General features: G+C 55.0%; 12 protein-coding genes and 1 other RNA gene. All 13 read left to right on the forward strand.

Annotated features, from left to right (window positions below):
• Positions 1-182 precede the first annotated feature (182 nt).
• The 13 genes from ACM6IR_RS04445 to ACM6IR_RS04505 all read left to right on the forward strand — a co-directional run bounded on the left by ACM6IR_RS04445 (position 183) and on the right by ACM6IR_RS04505 (position 15,612).
• A complete protein-coding gene (locus ACM6IR_RS04445; protein ID WP_414906563.1) occupies positions 183-455 on the forward strand; it encodes a hypothetical protein in 273 nt (90 codons plus the stop codon).
• Positions 456-1,047: 592 nt separating this feature from the next.
• Positions 1,048-1,326 carry a hypothetical protein gene (locus ACM6IR_RS04450; protein WP_414906564.1) on the forward strand — a complete coding sequence of 93 codons (279 nt, stop codon included), beginning with the start codon at positions 1,048-1,050 and terminating at the stop codon, positions 1,324-1,326.
• A gap of 95 nt (positions 1,327-1,421) precedes the next feature.
• Positions 1,422-1,818, forward strand: a transfer-messenger RNA (tmRNA) gene (ssrA, locus tag ACM6IR_RS04455).
• Positions 1,819-2,005: 187 nt separating this feature from the next.
• Positions 2,006-3,262, forward strand: coding sequence for an integrase domain-containing protein (locus ACM6IR_RS04460; RefSeq protein WP_414906565.1), 1,257 nt, complete (start codon positions 2,006-2,008; stop codon positions 3,260-3,262).
• Positions 3,263-3,868: 606 nt separating this feature from the next.
• Positions 3,869-4,075 carry a helix-turn-helix domain-containing protein gene (locus tag ACM6IR_RS04465; protein ID WP_414906566.1) on the forward strand — a complete coding sequence of 69 codons (207 nt, stop codon included), beginning with the start codon at positions 3,869-3,871 and terminating at the stop codon, positions 4,073-4,075.
• Positions 4,076-4,381: 306 nt separating this feature from the next.
• A complete protein-coding gene (locus tag ACM6IR_RS04470) occupies positions 4,382-5,938 on the forward strand; it encodes a type I restriction-modification system subunit M (protein WP_414906567.1) in 1,557 nt (518 codons plus the stop codon).
• Complete coding sequence (locus ACM6IR_RS04475) at positions 5,935-7,167, forward strand: restriction endonuclease subunit S (RefSeq protein WP_414906568.1); 1,233 nt, start codon at positions 5,935-5,937, stop codon at positions 7,165-7,167. The genes ACM6IR_RS04470 and ACM6IR_RS04475 overlap by 4 nt, the downstream gene beginning before the upstream one ends.
• A 1-nt stretch (position 7,168) precedes the next feature.
• Positions 7,169-8,344, forward strand: coding sequence for an anticodon nuclease (locus ACM6IR_RS04480; RefSeq protein WP_414906569.1), 1,176 nt, complete (start codon positions 7,169-7,171; stop codon positions 8,342-8,344).
• Between the two features lie 132 nt (positions 8,345-8,476).
• Entirely contained in the window at positions 8,477-11,578 is a 3,102-nt protein-coding gene (locus ACM6IR_RS04485) for a type I restriction endonuclease subunit R (RefSeq protein ID WP_414906570.1), read from the forward strand.
• A 1,039-nt stretch (positions 11,579-12,617) separates the two neighbouring features.
• Positions 12,618-14,018, forward strand: coding sequence for a YfjI family protein (locus tag ACM6IR_RS04490; RefSeq protein ID WP_414906571.1), 1,401 nt, complete (start codon positions 12,618-12,620; stop codon positions 14,016-14,018).
• The gene (locus tag ACM6IR_RS04495; RefSeq protein WP_414906572.1) at positions 14,002-14,361 is read left to right on the forward strand and encodes a hypothetical protein; all 360 of its coding nucleotides are present in this window, start codon (positions 14,002-14,004) and stop codon (positions 14,359-14,361) included. The genes ACM6IR_RS04490 and ACM6IR_RS04495 overlap by 17 nt, the downstream gene beginning before the upstream one ends.
• Positions 14,339-15,319: an integrase domain-containing protein gene (locus ACM6IR_RS04500; RefSeq protein ID WP_414906611.1), complete on the forward strand. Its 981-nt coding sequence runs from the start codon at positions 14,339-14,341 to the stop codon at positions 15,317-15,319. The genes ACM6IR_RS04495 and ACM6IR_RS04500 overlap by 23 nt, the downstream gene beginning before the upstream one ends.
• Complete coding sequence (locus ACM6IR_RS04505) at positions 15,316-15,612, forward strand: hypothetical protein (RefSeq protein WP_414906573.1); 297 nt, start codon at positions 15,316-15,318, stop codon at positions 15,610-15,612. Before ACM6IR_RS04500 ends, ACM6IR_RS04505 begins: the two co-directional genes overlap by 4 nt.
• Positions 15,613-15,630 lie beyond the last annotated feature (18 nt).

A 15,630-nucleotide genomic window follows, 5' to 3' on the forward strand; every position in this document is an offset into this window, starting at 1 on the left:
AGGCGTATTCAGTCGCCTTTTTAATGGTTCTGCCGGAATCGACAGGGTTACCGTAGAAAACCAGAACCCTGACGTGTCGCCGCAGTCCACTGATCAAACCCCGCAAACGCGGGGTCTCTCAAAACTCGGCAGCCCGTCCTGATGGTCAGCGATGCCTAGTCCCTCAGCTCAAGGAGATACACATGAAACGTTCTGTACTGTTTGGTCTGTTCGTTACTGCTTCCATGATGGCTTCTGCTTCGTTTGCCGCCGACGACCTTTGCACGGTCAACCTGCAAGCCATCGCCAACGCCAAGGCACAGATTCCTGCGGAGATGTCTGACCAGGTCGAGGCTTCCGTCAAGCAAGCCAAAGCCGACCAGGCAAAAGGCACCAAGCAAGGTACTGATGATTGCATCGCCGAGACCACCCAAACCATCCAGGACCTCAAGAACGCGAGCAAAGGCGGGAAGTAACTCAGCTCAGGGCCAACCATGAAGCAAACCAAAACCCGCCAATTGCGGGTTTTGTTGCATCTGGGGTTTGGTAATGTGTGAACCGCCCGCGTCGCTGTAAAAAAACCGACACCATGCCCAAATACATGGAAGACGCGAAGCCCGTAGGAGCGAGCGCTGCGGCGATCCGATGTGCCCTTGAAGAGGCCACCAGCGAAAAGCCATTATGCGATCTGTAGCAGCTGGCGAAGCCTGCGTTCGGCGGCGCAGCCGTCGTGAAATCAGCCGACGCGGTGCATCAGAAACACCTCGTGCACAGGTTTACGACGGCTTCGTCCGATCGCGGCCCGCGCCGAACGCAGGCTTCGCCAGCTGCTACAGGAAGCGTGTTGCGCCTGAGATTTCCTGGCTGACGGGCATTAGCATTTGCGCCTCTTTTTAGCGCCATTGCGCCTATCAAACAGTTTTTTCATAGCCATTCTGAAAAAAACGAACTCCTGCGCAGCGCCGTAGTCATTTAGGTAGGCCCCATCAATCGTGGCTTATTTTTCGGACTCGGCCGAGCCGCCCGCTCATACGGCAGCACCGAGACCATCAGCTCAAGGATATATCCATGAAACGTACCGCACTCGCTGGTCTGTTCATTTCTGCTGCGATGTTGGCCTCTCCTGTATTTGCTGCGGACAACAACCTTTGTACGAGCAAGCTGCAAGAGCTCAAAGGCAAAGTGAACTCACTACCGGCGACCTCCGCAAGCGCCATAATAGAGATCAAAAGACTGGTCTCCAGCGCCGAAGCTTCACAAGCCTCCGGGGACGACAAAAAATGCGTCACCGAGGCCACCCAGGGATTGGCACTCGCTGACCAACAGAGCAACCAACCCAACCCATAATCTGTGGTGGCCAACCTTCGGGTTGGCCTTCTCACGCGCGTTGGCGTACACTGCACAGGCTTGTTGCTCACTTTGATTCACAGAGCAATGGGCTCGGGGCCGTTTAGGATTCGACGCCGGTTGCGAAACTTTAGGTGCATGCCGAGTTGGTAACAGAACTCGTAAATCCACTGTTGCAACTACTTATAGTTGCCAATGACGATAACTACGGCCAGGAATTCGCTATCGCTGCGTAAGCAGCCTTAGACCTGAGCTTCTGGTACCTTCGGGTCCAGCAATCATCCGGGGATGTCTGTAAACCCAAAGTGATTGTCATATAGAACAGAATCGCCGTGCAGTACGTTGTGGACGAAGCGGCTAAAACTTACACAACTCGCCCAAAGCACCCTGCCCTTCGGGTCGCTGAGGGTTAACTTAATAGAAACGGCTACGCATGTAGTACCGACAGCGGAGTACTGGCGGACGGGGGTTCAAATCCCCCCGGCTCCACCAAACAAACATCTAAAGACGTCCACGGACGTCTTTTTTTGTGCCTAAAATCCAGTGAAACCAAGGGTTTAAGCGCTACTGGGCGCTGGAGAGGTTTTTTGATTTCCAGCCGTTTGGGTATTCCAAGTGGTATTCCAAGCCATCCGGTGCTATTTTTTGGAATACCAAAACGGTGTCAGAGGTAGCTCTCATGCCTGCTCCAGCCCTTCGCCTTTCCGACCGCCAGCTCAAGGCAGTCAAGGCAAAAGACAAGGATTACGTCCTCAGCGATGGTGACGGCCTTCAGCTCCGAGTCAGGAGCAATGGCTCGATGCTGTGGAACTTCAACTACCGCGAGCCGGTAACCAAAAACCGTATCAATATGGGGCTGGGCACATACCCAGAGCTCTCGCTAGCGAACGCCAGGAAGAAAGTGGTGGAAGCACGCGAGCTGCTTGCACAAGGCATTGATCCCAAGGTGCAACGCAATGCACAGGACGAAGCCAAACGAGCGGAGACGGAACATACGTTCGAGAACGTGGCCACCGCCTGGTTCGAGCTGAAGAAGGACTCCGTCACGCCGGCGTACGCCGAAGACATTTGGCGATCGCTCACACTGCATGTATTTCCAGACCTGAAAACAACGCCGCTCTCGAAAATTACCGCACCGATTGTCATCGAACTGCTTCGCCCAATCGAGGCCAAAGGCAGCCTCGAGACCGTGAAGCGATTGAGCCAACGGCTCAACGAGATCATGACCTACGGGGTGAACTCCGGGTTGATTTTCGCTAACCCCCTCAGTGGCATTCGGGCGGTATTCAAGAAACCCAAAAAACAGAACATGGCCGCGCTACGACCCGATGAGCTTTCCGAGCTCATGATCGAAATCGCGAACGCCAGCATCAAGCGGATCACCCGCTGCCTGATCGAATGGCAACTGCACACCATGACCCGTCCTGCCGAAGCGGCTACCACCCGCTGGACAGATATCGACTTCGACAAACGCATCTGGACCATCCCGCCGGAGCGCATGAAAAAGCGGCGTCCGCATACCATCCCGCTGACCGAACAGGCACTCGCGTTACTGGAGGCGCTCAAGTCCCTCAGCGGCCATAGGGAATACGTGTTCCCGGCAGATAGAAATCCGCGCACCCACGCCAACAGCCAGACCGCCAACATGGCGTTGAAACGCATGGGCTTCCAGGACCGCTTGGTCAGCCACGGCATGCGCTCCATGGCCAGCACCATCCTGAACGAGCATGGCTGGGATCCGGAGCTGATCGAAGTCGCGCTGGCGCATGTCGACAAGGATGAAGTCCGAAGCGCTTACAACCGAGCTGACTACATCGAACGCCGGCGCCCGATGATGGCCTGGTGGAGTGAGCACATCCAGAAAGCAGCCACTGGCAACCTGTCGGCATCTGCGATCAATCAAACCAGGGACCACAACGTCGTGCCAATACGGTGATCGCTCACCGGACGCCGCCAGTAACCGAAAATGACTCTTCAGATGGAGTGATGGTTGATTTGGCGACAGCGGCGACACCGGCGGCGACCCGCGCAATACCTGGCCTGCAGCATGGCGACAGAAGTGGCGACTGTCGCCGTTGCAAGCCTTACTCTTGGGGCTTTCTCGGCCAAGCCCACGCGAGTGGGAAGGCTCCGCATTCCCACTCGCGTGGGCTCTGCGTAATTGCATCTCACTTGACCACCTAATTGCATTGCCACTGACCAGTCATTTACATTCGCGCTGACCTGCCGTTTGCAGTTGATGGGGGTCAGCGGGTGCCACTTAGCGCGAGTGTGTCAGCCAAGCACTGAAGGACTGTAACCGACCCAAAGCCGACCTCAACAGATCTCCTCCATCAGGCACTGGGCAATCTCATTTTACGGAAGCTTGGGCGGCACCAAGCAAACAGCAGTTTCCAGCCGCCTCTCCTCCCGCTCCGGGACAAACCGTAGATATCAAATTCGACCAAGCAATCATGGGCATTTAAAGATGGTCGCTGATTCGTCTATCTGGCAGACTTATAACGATTTAAAGCGACTTTAGAAGCCTTTGAGCATCAATGCCATGACTACCGAACCTTGGGTTACTGCAATCGATGTTGCCCGGCATCTAGGCGTAGTGAAGGACACCGTTTACCGCTGGCGGGAGCACAAGGGACTTCCCGCGCACAAGATCGGGCGCCTGTGGAAATTTCAGCTCTCGGAGATTGATGAATGGGTGCGCGCAGGTGGTGCCGATGACGATGCAGAGCGCAGGAGCGAACCAAAATGAATACAGCGCGGAAGCATCGTTAGTCTGGAGAGGGTGCCTCGACAAGAAAATCTTACAACCACTACCAGCAGGAAGGCAGGCTCCAAAGAAAGCGCCAAGGAGTCCATTGCTTTTGCCAATGCAGCAGATGACCACCTTCTGACGGCCATCGAGGATGGCCAAAAAGCGCCTCCGGCGGATCATAAGATCCCGGAGAGCTCTCTGGCAGGCGGTAGCGCAAGCTGGTCAAGCACATTCGATACCTCCCAAAGCCTCTTCATCGCGCGATGGAGTGGCCAAGTAAAATGAATTTAACAGGAAAACACCATGACCAGCACCCAACAACGTGCCGCCCTGCAACGCCAGATCTGGCAAATCGCCAACGATGTGCGTGGCGCAGTCGACGGTTGGGACTTCAAGCAATACGTGCTCGGCACTCTGTTTTACCGCTTCATCAGCGAAAACTTCGCCACCTATATCGAAGGCGGTGACGAGAGCGTCCGCTATGCCGAGCTGCCCGATAGCGTAATTACCTCAGACATCAAAGACGACGCCATCAAGACCAAAGGCTACTTCATCTACCCCAGTCAGCTATTCGCCAAGGTGGCGGCCAGTGCCCACAGCAACGCAAGCCTGAACACCGATCTGGCTAACATCTTTCAAGATATTGAGGCGTCCGCCAGCGGCTACCCCTCCGAGCGCGATATCAAAGGCCTGTTTGCCGACTTCGACACCACCAGCAATCGCCTGGGCAACACGGTCAAAGACAAAAACGAACGACTGGCGAAGGTGCTCAAAGGCGTAGCAGGGCTGGACTTTGGCACCTTTGACGACAGCCACATCGACCTGTTTGGCGATGCTTACGAATTCCTCATCTCCAACTACGCTGCCAACGCCGGCAAATCAGGAGGTGAGTTCTTCACCCCGCAGCAGGTCTCCAAGCTGATTGCCCAGCTCGCCATGCACAAGCAAACCAGCATCAACAAGATTTACGACCCGGCCTGCGGCTCGGGCTCGCTGCTGCTGCAAGCCAAGAAGCACTTCGAGGACCACATCATTGAAGACGGCTTTTTCGGTCAGGAACTCAACCACACCACCTATAACCTGGCGCGGATGAACATGTTCCTGCACAACGTCAACTACGACAAATTCAACATCCAGCTAGGCGACACTCTCATCGAGCCACACTTTGGCGATGACAAACCTTTCGATGCCATCGTCTCAAACCCGCCGTACTCAGTGAAGTGGAAGGGCATGGACGACCCCACCCTGATCAACGACGACCGCTTTGCCCCGGCCGGCGTGTTGGCGCCTAAGTCCAAGGCCGACTTCGCCTTCGTGCTGCATGCCCTTAGTTATCTCTCGGCCAAAGGCCGAGCGGCCATCGTCTGTTTCCCCGGCATCTTCTACCGGGGCGGCGCCGAGCAGAAAATCCGCCAATACCTGGTCGACAACAACTATGTGGAAAGCGTGATTTCGCTCGCCTCCAACCTGTTCTATGGCACCACCATTGCAGTCAACATTCTGGTACTGTCCAAACACAAGACCGACACCACCACACAGTTTGTCGACGCCAGCGGCCTGCTCAAGAAGGAAACCAACAACAACGTGCTGCTGGATTCGCATATAAAGCAGATCATGCAGGTGTTCGACAGCAAGGCGAATATCGATCACTTCGCCCAGTCCATCCCTCTGGAGAAGGTGGCGGCCAACGACTACAACCTGTCCGTCAGCAGCTATGTGGAAGCCAAGGACAACCGCGAAGTGGTGGATATCGCTCAGCTTAATGCCAGCCTGAAAATCACGGTCGCCAAGATCGACCAGCTACGCAAAGAAATTGACGCGATCGTTGCGGAGATCGAGGACAAGGAACTGGAGGCATGAGCAGCGTGAATTTCTTGAAAAGGCTGCTGGATGGGGTTGATGTCGAGTGGAAGCTGCTGGGCGAAGTTGTACACATGCGCGCTGGGCAACATATTTCGGCAAGCAGCATCATGGAGGAGGCTAGCAACGAGCACCCATATCCATGTTTTGGTGGGAATGGGATTCGTGGCTTTGTTGCAAAGAACAGCCATGATGGGAGGCATTTGCTCATTGGTCGGCAGGGTGCATTATGTGGAAACGTGCAGCGAACAAACGGAAAATTTTATGCGACAGAACACGCGGTCGTTGTTACGCCAAGTGATTGCATAAATATTGATTGGGCATTTCACTTACTGACGCTAATGAATCTAAATCAGTATGCATCACAATCTGCTCAGCCCGGATTGGCTGTTGGGAAAATTGAGAGTTTAAAAATCCCCATCCCCTGCCCAGAAAGTCCCAAAAAATCGCTTGAAATCCAAGCCGAAATCGTCCGCATACTCGACAACTTTACCGAGCTCACCGCCAGGCTTGCCGCCGAGCTTACCGTCGAGCTTACCGCCCGAAAAAAGCAATACAAACATTATCGTGACCAGTTGTTGAGTTTTAAAGAAGGGAATGTGGAGTGGAAGGCGCTAGGAGAGATTGGCGTATTTATTCGTGGCAAACGTTTTACCAAAGCTGATTATGTTGAAGACGGTATCAGCGTTATTCATTACGGCGAGATATACACGCGTTACGGCGTTTCTACGACACGAGCTTATTCTCAGGTCAGAAACGATATGGCAGGGTCACTACGCTACGCAGAGCCGGGTGACGTGGTAATGGCCGGTGTTGGTGAGACTGTTGAGGATGTTGGTAAGGCGGTGGCGTGGCTCGGAAATGAAAAAGTTGCCATCCACGATGATAGCTACGCTTTTCGTCACTCAATGGACCCAAAGTTCATTTCTTATGTAATGCAAACAGCTAAATTCATCGATGAGAAAGCGAAGCATGTATCTCGCGGAAAAGTTAACAGATTGTTAACAGATGGCGTTGCAAAGGTTCGGATACCAGTTCCTTACCCGGACGACGCTGAAAAATCGCTTTCAGAGCAAGCACGTATCGTCGTCATACTGGACAAATTAGACGCCCTCATCAATTCCATCAGCGAAGACTTGTCGCGCGAAATTGCTTTACGCCAACGGCAATGCGAGCATTACCGTGACTTGCTGTTGCGTTTCCCCAAGTCGGAAGAGGTAGCAGCGTAATATGGGTAAGACTCTTAACGAAATTGCCCGAGAGCTGAAAGACATCAAGAAGAAGGTGCAGTTGATCTACGCCTTCAACGGCACGGGCAAGACGCGTCTGTCGCGGGAATTCAAGCAGCTAATCGCTCCAAAAGCGGATGCCAGTGAAGAAGGCGATAGCGCGGATCAACCTGGGCTATCACGCAACAAAATTCTCTATTACAGCGCCTTTACTGAAGATTTGTTCTATTGGGACAACGACCTGGCCGACGACGCCGAGCCCAAACTGAAAATCCAACCCAACACCTTCACGGATTGGGTGCTTATGGATCAGGGGCAGGATCAGAACATCATCACGACCTTTCAACGTTACACCAACGACAAGCTCACGCCACGATTCAATGCAGAGCGAAAAGAACAGGACAAGGATGGTAACGAGGTCACCATCAAGGCGTTCTCGGAAGTCACGTTCTCGATGGAACGTGGTGATACGACAAATTCGGGAAACCTGAAAATCTCCAAGGGTGAAGAAAGTAATTTCATCTGGAGTATTTTCTATACGCTGCTTGAGCAGGTGATCGGCGTGCTCAATGTCGCTGAACCGGCTGATCGCGAAATCGACCAATTTAATCAGCTGGAATATGTTTTTATTGATGATCCGGTCAGCTCTCTGGATGAGAATCACCTGATTCAGCTGGCGGTAAACCTGGGGCAATTGATCAATTCGAGTGAGTCGAGCATCAAATTCATCGTATCTACACACAACGCGCTTTTTTACAACGTTCTTTACAATGAGGTTGGGGCAAAGAGTGGCTATATTTTCAGCCGCTTGGATGATGGCACATTTGTGCACGAGGAAAAGAAGGGCGATTCGAACAAAAGCTTTTCTTATCACCTGCACATTAAAACGATTATCGAGCAAGCGGTCGCTACCAATAGCGTACAGCGCTACCATTTTGCGCTACTGCGTAATCTGTATGAAAAAACCGCTAACTTTCTGGGGTATCAAAAATGGTCTGAGCTGTTGCCGGAGGATAAAAAGGCTTACGCCGCTCGGGTTATGAATTTTTATCCCCACAACACCCTGTCCAACGAAGAGATTGCAGAACCTACACCGCCCGAAAAAGAGATGGTTGGCCTGCTACTTGAAAAACTGAACACCTACGGCTACTGGCAGCAGAATAAAGAGAATGTTTGATAAAATATTTCCCCAGCTGGCAGCTGGAACAGAAAGCATTTGCCGAGTGTAAAAATTCAATAGGCAGCAGCGTATCGAGTCCGATTTAGACCGAGAAGCGAAAAAGCTGTTGCAAAAAAGGGACGCGCCAGAATGAGCGACTACAAAGCCATTGCCGAACTGAAGAACTTCATCGTTTTGGAGCAATACCAAAAGGAATGGCCGGTTGCCGAGAGCTATCAGAGCGAAGGCGATCTGGAGCGTGAGTTCATTGAGGACTTGAAGAAACAGGGCTACGAATATCTACCCGGCCTGAACACGTCTCAAGCCCTATTGGCCAACATGCGCGTGCAGCTACAGACCCTCAACAGCGCGCAGTTTTCCGACAGTGAGTGGCAGCGCTTTGTCGAAACCTGGCTGGACAGGCCCAGCGATGGCATCGTCGAGAAAACCCGCAAGATTCACGACGACTACATTTACGACTTCGTCTTCGACGATGGCCGTATCCAGAACATCTACCTGTTGGACAAAAAAAAAGTCCTGCGCAACAAGGTGCAGGTGATCAAGCAGTTCGAGCAAACCGGCAGCCACGCCAATCGCTACGACGTGACGATTCTGGTCAATGGTCTACCCTTGGTGCAGGTGGAATTGAAGAAGCGCGGCGTAGCGATTCGTGAGGCCTTCAATCAGGTGCACCGCTACAGCAAGGAAAGCTTCAATAGCGCGAACTCCCTGTTCAAGTACCTGCAACTGTTCGTGATTTCCAACGGTACTGACAGTCGTTACTTTGCCAACACCACCCAGCGCAACAAGAACAGCTTCGACTTCACCATGAACTGGGCGAAGGCGGATAACAGCCTGATCAAGGATCTGAAAGACTTCACCGCCACTTTCTTCCAGAAAGACACCCTGCTGAAAGTGCTGCTGCGCTACTCGGTCTTCGATACCAGCAACACGCTGCTGGTGATGCGCCCGTACCAGATCGCCGCCACGGAGCGCGTTCTATGGAAGATCAACTGCGCGTTTCAGGCCAAGAAGTGGAGCTCGCGCGAAGGCGGCGGCTTCATCTGGCACACTACCGGCTCCGGCAAGACGCTCACCAGCTTCAAGGCCGCTCGCCTGGCTACCGAGCTGGAGTTCATCGATAAGGTGTTCTTCGTGGTGGACCGCAAGGATCTGGATTACCAGACCATGAAGGAGTACCAGCGCTTTTCCCCGGAAAGTGTCAACGGTTCGGACAGCACGGCGGGCCTGAAACGTAACCTGGACAAGGACGACAACAGGATCGTCGTCACCACCATCCAGAAGCTCAACAACCTGATGAAGAGCGAGCCTGACCTGCCCATCTACGGCAAGCAGGTGGTCTTCATTTTCGACGAGTGCCACCGCAGCCAGTTTGGTGAAGCGCAAAAGAACCTGAAGAAGAAGTTCAAGAAGTTCTATCAGTTCGGCTTTACCGGCACGCCAATCTTTGCAGGCCACAACGCGTTAGGTGCAGAAGATACGGCAAGGGTGTTTGGCCTTGAATTGCATTCGTACGTGATCACCGATGCGATTCGCGACGAAAAGGTGCTCAAGTTCAAGGTCGATTACAACGATGTGCGGCCGCAGTTCAAGGCGATTGAAACTGAGCAGGATGAGACAAAAATTAGCGCGGCGGAAAACAGACAGGCCTTATTGCACCCCGAGCGTATCCGCGAGATCACGCAGTACATCCTGAACACCTTCCGGCAGAAAACCCACCGCCTGCAAGCGGGCAATAAGGGTTTCAACGCCATGTTCGCGGTCAGCAGCGTGGAGGCCGCCAAGCTGTACTACGAGTCTTTCAAGGAACTGCAGAAAGACAGTGACAAGCCGTTGCGGGTGGCTACTATCTTTTCGTTCGCGGCCAATGAGGAGCAGGACGCGGTCGGCGAGATCGAGGACGAGAGCTTCGACGTTTCTGCCATGAACAGCACCGCCAAGGAGTTCTTGAACTCGGCCATTGCGGACTACAACGCGTTGTTCAAATCCAACTTCAGTGTCGACAGCAAAGGCTTTCAGAACTACTACCGCGATCTGGCCAAGCAGGTCAAAGCGAGGGAAGTCGACCTGTTGATCGTGGTGGGCATGTTCCTCACCGGCTTCGATGCGCCCACACTCAACACGCTGTTCGTCGACAAGAATCTGCGCTATCACGGCCTGATACAGGCCTATTCTCGTACCAACCGGATCTTTGATGCGACCAAGACCTTCGGCAACATCGTGACCTTCCGCGATCTGGAACAGGCAACCATCGACGCTATCACCTTGTTCGGCAACAGCAATACCCGAAACGTGGTGCTGGAGAAGAGCTACAAGGAGTACATGGAGGGCTTTACCGATGTGCTGACGGGTGAGGCGCGGCGTGGTTTCGTTGAGATCGTTTCCGAGCTGGAACAGCGTTTCCCCCACCCTGCGACGATTGAAAAAGAGTCTGACAAAAAGGCCTTTGCCAAGCTGTTTGGCGAGTATTTGCGCGTTGAGAACGTGCTGCAAAACTACGATGAGTTCGCCAGTCTGAAGGCATTGCAAAGCGTGGACATGAACGATTCTACGGCGGTCGAGGCGTTCAAGGCTCAGCATTATTTAAAGGATGAAGACCTTGTCGCGCTGCAAGCGATCAAGATGCCGGCGGAGCGGAAAATCCAGGATTATCGTTCGACCTATAACGATGTGCGCGATTGGCTGCGCCGGGAAAGAGCGGGCGCTGAAAAGGAAAAATCCACCATTGATTGGGATGACGTGGTATTTGAAGTGGATCTGCTCAAATCGCAGGAAATTAATCTGGATTACATTTTGGAGCTGATCTTCGAGCACAACAAGAAGATTAAGAGCAAGTCGGATCTAGTGGATGAGGTGCGCCGGGTGGTTCGTGCCAGCTTGGGTAATCGCGCCAAAGAAGGCTTGCTGGTGGATTTCATCAATCGGACCAATTTGGATCAGATTGGCGATAAGGCAAGCGTGATCGACACCTTCTTCAGCTTTGCTCAAGTGGAACAGCAACGTGAGGCTGCCGAGCTGATAGACAGCGAGAACCTCAACGCCGACGCGGCCAGACGCTTTATCACTACCTCACTGAAACGGGAGTTTGCCAGTGACAATGGCACCGAGCTCAATGCTGTGCTGCCTAAAATGAGTCCGCTGAATCCGCAATACCTGTCAAAAAAGCAGAACGTCTTCCAGAAAATCTCTGTTTTTGTTGAGAAGTTTAAGGGCGTGGGTGGGTCGGTTTAATTACCCTCCATTCGCCCGGAATCCTTCAAGATATTCGTGTGGCCAAGCGCGGCCCCGTGTATTTACCTGACCTCGACTCGAGCGGATGTCAGTCGATATGGCCTCAGATTCGTCTGCTTTTGGCCGTTCTCCGCCGGTCGTCACTACGGCGTGTGCTGGTCAGGTCGAATGCAATTCGACTGGTCAGTGACAATGCAAATGGTCAAGTCCATGCAATTACGCAGGCTCACATTAAAAACCGACGAACGACCACCCGCCTATGGAAAACCACCGGGTTCCAAGGTCTTCCAGCGCTACCGATTGGCGCAAGAGTCGCCCCCAAAATACTGTTGACCGCGAGCAGAACGAGCGCTAAACCAGAACTGTACAAGCGCTGTCCTCGACAGCACCCAGGTAGCCAGAACCTTTGAGGCTACGCCACATTCTGGTGGTTCACCCCCAAGTGCGATTAGCGTCCGGCGGCTCGCACGGTCACAGCGATGTGATGGATGCCTACTTCTCAGCTTTGCCCATTGCGGCAACTCATGCCTTCTCCTGGCTGCTCTGCAGCAATTTATTCGCTTGGCCATTTCTTGCGCCAACCTGTTGCCCGTCTCTTTGCCCCCTAAAGAGACGGGCACATATCACACTGCTGCAGCCCTGCTCGCACGGGCCTTTGCGGCTTTCCCCCTCGTGACAATCGGCGTGACAAACACCGAAGTCACCAGCAACAGCGATGCCGATGATGGTGCCGCAGCCCAAGGAATGGACTGCACCTGACTGACAGTCAGGCACGCCCCGGTCATCGCCTCATTGCCTTCACCCGACTCAGGATCTCGCGGCACCGGTCTCGTCAGCCAGTGCAGCCTCCACCCGCCCACTTCTTCGGAAGTGCTCAGGAGGCCAGATCATGAGGTGCCCAAGCTCCCGGTCGTAAGGAGCCGTCAGTCCCACGTGAGTGGACAAACCTCACAGGTCGCAGGGGCCTTGATCCCTGATAACACTCAACAACCGTGGCGGGATTAGTGAGGACGAAGTCGATAATCTCAGGAGAATGGCGATGCAACTGTTCGAAGCGTTCGAGCCACCACAACCATTGCTGGAATACCAACAGGCGCCACTGCCCTACCCGGTCAAAGCACTGGGGGATCTGTTGGGCCCTGCGGTCGAACGACTGGCCGACGTGATCGGCGTACCCTGCGCCATGGCAGCACAATCGGTGCTCGCCAGCGCTGCTCTGGTGAGCCAGAGTCATGCCAATGTCCAACTCGACGGTCGAACCTATCCGCTGTCCCTCTACCTACTGACGGTGGCGTCCTCGGGTGATCGCAAAAGCGCGGTGGATCAGCTGGCACTGAAGGCGGCGCGCGACTGGGAGCGACAGCAGTGGATCCGGTACGCGGAAAAGCTCAAAGCTTATCGCGCCGCTACCAGCAACATGACCAAACCCAAAACCTCAAAGAAACACGCGGAGGCGGAAGGCGGCGAAGTATCCGAGCCAGTACCGCCGAGACTGATCATTGCCGAGCCCACTATCGAGGCCCTGGTCAAAAGTCTGTGCCATGGTTTGCCCAGCATGGGCTTGTTCAATGACGAAGGTGGCCAGTTCTTGGGCAGCAGCACCATGAGCAAAGAGAACCTACTCAAGGCGATCACCACTTTGTCGACGTTGTGGGATGGCAGCCCGATCGACCGGGCACGCTCCATGGCCGGGGAAAGCCTTCGGGCTTATGACCGCCGCCTCAGCCTGCACCTGATGCTGCAGCCCTACCTGGCCAACCAGCTATTCAAAGACCCGGTGATCAATGGCCAAGGCATCCTCGGCCGTTGCCTGATCAGTTGGCCCGAGCGCCTGGCCGGCCAGCGACTCTACAAGGCAATCGACCTGACCCGAGATGCAAAAGTCCAGCGCTACCAACAGCGGATCACCGCCCTGCTGCAAAAGCCCTGGTCGCTTCACAAGGATGGATCACTCAATCCCGCCACCCTGGAGCTGACTGCCCATGCCCGCCGGGCCTGGATTGATATTCACGACACCATCGAGTGCCAGTCTGGCGAGTTCGGCGAGCTGGCCGGCGTCCAGCCTGTCGCGGGCAAGGCCGCGGCGAATGTACTGCGCATCGCGGGCGTGCTGGCCATGGTTGAAGAGGCCAGTGTGTTGGACGAAGCACACATCCAGCGCGCCTCCACGTTGATGGATTACTACCTGGCCGAGATTCAGCGCCTGACCGAACAGGAGCCGGTCAATAGCCGACGCGAAGAAGCGGATCGGCTGCTGCGCTGGTTGGCGCAGAAAGGCTGGACCCACTTCACCGTCCGCGACGTCAATCGCAACGGTCCTCGTTTTGCCCGCAAGAGCGCTGACCATACCGCCTCTTTATTGGTCGCGCTGATCACTCATCGCTGGCTGAGCAGCCGCGACGGAAAAACCTTCGAGGTCCGCCATGTTTCGCCTCAATGACGCGGTGCGTCGCTACCAGGCGCAACAACAACCGCAACCCGAATCGCGGCGTGTCGCCGCTGCTGTCGCCACCCTGTCGCCACGCGCCAGGCCAGAAGCGACGCGGGTTGTCGCCACTGTCGCCGCTGTCGCCACACCACCACTGGAGCCTACCCACCTCGCCCGGCTGATCGAGCAACTGCGTGAGGAAGGGGCACTGTTGCAACACCACGAGAACGCCCTCCTGATCCGCCCGACACACTGGCAGCAGGTGGACAGGATCAGCCCCCACTGGAAAGCCCTGCTGCGCTTTCTGCAAACAAATGAAAACGGTGATGATGATGGCTCTAGTCGGTCGGCGTGATGGTCGTAACTTTGGCTACGGTCGTCAGCTGAGCTATGCCGGCCCACAAGCGCTCAAGGATCTGTTTGCCGGCGGCCACTTCGCCACGGTCAAAGCGCATAGCGATCGCTGGCAAGCATTCGTGTGTTGGTGTCGATCAGAGGACGGCCCCGGTTACAACGATGCGCGCCAGATCGATCGCCGGACGCTGCAAGACTACGCCGCGTATCTGCGCCAGCAGATCCAGCAAGGTGAACTCTGCATCGCGACCGCGCAGAACCGCCTGAGCAGCGTCAACCGCACCCTCGCTGCGCTGCGCGGTGATCAGGACGTGAGGATCGCCAGTCCGAGTCAGACGTTGGGACAGAAGCGCTCGAACGTACGCACCTGCGCACCGGATGGCCAAGACCGCAAACAAGTGCAGCGAGTGATTGAGGCGCTTGGCGAACAGCAACACGAGCGGGTGGCGGCAATTGTCCTTTTGGCGCGAGAAACCGGTATGCGCCTGCGCGAAGCGATCCTGGCCGATCTGCCGCGCTTGCAACGCGAGGCCGAACACTTAGGCCGCATCAACATCCAGGACGGCACCAAAGGCGGCCGCTCAGGCGCATCAGCACAGCGGTGGATCGCAGCAACTCAGGAGGTGAAGACGGCGCTACAGTTCGCTCGGAATGCGTCGCCGCCCGGCAGCCGCAACTTGTTGGCCCGAGACGAAAACTACGCCGCGTTCATGCAACAGACCGTGCTCCCCGCCCGCGAAACACTGCATGAACACGGGCTGAAGGGTTTCCATGAGCTGCGAGCGGCCTACGCCTGCGAACGTTACGAGCAGCTCACTGGCCACGCGGCTCCGGTCAATGGTGGTCACTGCTATCGCATTGCCCGCGACCTTGATCAACAGGCGCGCCAACAGATCAGCCTTGAACTCGGGCATAACCGGATCGATGTGATGTCGGCCTACATTGGAGGTCGAGCATGACCAAGTCCTTCGATATGGCGCTGTTCCTGAGCGGCGTACTGACCGGCTCGAAGGTCACGCAGCAACGACACCTACGGCAAGCCCGAATCATGCAAGCGGCCATTCAACAGCGATGGCAGCGAGACAATCCCTGGACCTGGCAGCTCAAGCATGTGCGCTGGTTTCTGGCTCACCATCTGAAGGGGCATTCCGATGCTACCCGGTATTACTATCGGCTCACGGCCCTATTGGTCTGGAAGCGATTAGGGAACGGCCGAGAATTACTGATTGGTCGCTCAATAATTCGTGAGTAGGCAGCCCAGCAACCTCAC

Source organism: Pseudomonas sp. IT-P253 (genome assembly GCF_949768125.1).
Lineage (GTDB): Bacteria > Pseudomonadota > Gammaproteobacteria > Pseudomonadales > Pseudomonadaceae > Aquipseudomonas.

Bases quoted from the DNA above. Each gene is read 5' to 3' on its own strand.
- ACM6IR_RS04475 (WP_414906568.1), top strand. From the start codon at position 5,935: ATGAGCAGCGTGAATTTCTTGAAAAGGCTGCTGGATGGGGTTGATGTC.
- ACM6IR_RS04485 (WP_414906570.1), top strand. From the start codon at position 8,477: ATGAGCGACTACAAAGCCATTGCCGAACTGAAGAACTTCATCGTTTTG.
- ACM6IR_RS04500 (WP_414906611.1), top strand. From the start codon at position 14,339: ATGGCTCTAGTCGGTCGGCGTGATGGTCGTAACTTTGGCTACGGTCGT.
- ACM6IR_RS04495 (WP_414906572.1), top strand. From the start codon at position 14,002: ATGTTTCGCCTCAATGACGCGGTGCGTCGCTACCAGGCGCAACAACAA.
- ACM6IR_RS04490 (WP_414906571.1), top strand. From the start codon at position 12,618: ATGCAACTGTTCGAAGCGTTCGAGCCACCACAACCATTGCTGGAATAC.
- ACM6IR_RS04480 (WP_414906569.1), top strand. From the start codon at position 7,169: ATGGGTAAGACTCTTAACGAAATTGCCCGAGAGCTGAAAGACATCAAG.
- ACM6IR_RS04465 (WP_414906566.1), top strand. From the start codon at position 3,869: ATGACTACCGAACCTTGGGTTACTGCAATCGATGTTGCCCGGCATCTA.
- ACM6IR_RS04460 (WP_414906565.1), top strand. From the start codon at position 2,006: ATGCCTGCTCCAGCCCTTCGCCTTTCCGACCGCCAGCTCAAGGCAGTC.
- ACM6IR_RS04445 (WP_414906563.1), top strand. From the start codon at position 183: ATGAAACGTTCTGTACTGTTTGGTCTGTTCGTTACTGCTTCCATGATG.
- ACM6IR_RS04450 (WP_414906564.1), top strand. From the start codon at position 1,048: ATGAAACGTACCGCACTCGCTGGTCTGTTCATTTCTGCTGCGATGTTG.
- ACM6IR_RS04470 (WP_414906567.1), top strand. From the start codon at position 4,382: ATGACCAGCACCCAACAACGTGCCGCCCTGCAACGCCAGATCTGGCAA.
- ACM6IR_RS04505 (WP_414906573.1), top strand. From the start codon at position 15,316: ATGACCAAGTCCTTCGATATGGCGCTGTTCCTGAGCGGCGTACTGACC.